The sequence below is a fragment of the Rhodoferax ferrireducens genome, assembly GCF_003347515.1.
GTDB lineage: Bacteria > Pseudomonadota > Gammaproteobacteria > Burkholderiales > Burkholderiaceae_C > Rhodoferax.
This window is the reverse complement of sequence record NZ_QEII01000147.1, coordinates 1-446: the sequence shown is the minus strand read 5'-3', so window position 1 is coordinate 446 and position 446 is coordinate 1. Positions and strand designations below refer to the sequence as shown.

The following is a 446-nucleotide window of genomic DNA, read 5'->3' as shown; positions in this document are numbered from 1 at the left end:
TTCTTGGCATCGCCAAACACCATCATGGTCTTGTCCAGGTAGAACAGCTCGTTGTCGAGACCGGCGTAGCCGGCGGCCATGGAGCGCTTGTTGACGATGATGGTCTTGGCCTTGTAGGCCTCCAGAATCGGCATGCCGTAGATGGCACTGCCCTTGACGTGCGCGGCCGGATTCACCACGTCGTTGGCGCCCAGGATGATGGCCACGTCGACCTGGCCGAACTCGCCGTTGATGTCCTCCATCTCGAACACCTGGTCGTAGGGCACCTCGGCCTCGGCCAGCAAGACGTTCATGTGGCCCGGCATGCGACCCGCCACCGGGTGAATCGCGTATTTCACCGTGATGCCCTTGTCGGTGAGCTTTTGCGCCAGTTCCTTCACCGCGTGCTGGGCCCGCGCCACGGCCAGGCCGTAGCCCGGCACGATGACCACGGTCTCGGCATTGCC

Annotated in this window: 1 protein-coding gene; it reads right to left on the bottom strand. The window is 63.2% G+C overall.

The window, feature by feature from the left end; translation table 11 throughout:
- A partial coding sequence (locus tag C5P05_RS00745) for an NAD(P)(+) transhydrogenase (Re/Si-specific) subunit beta (protein WP_198674573.1) occupies nucleotides 1-446 on the bottom strand: 446 nt, incomplete at both ends.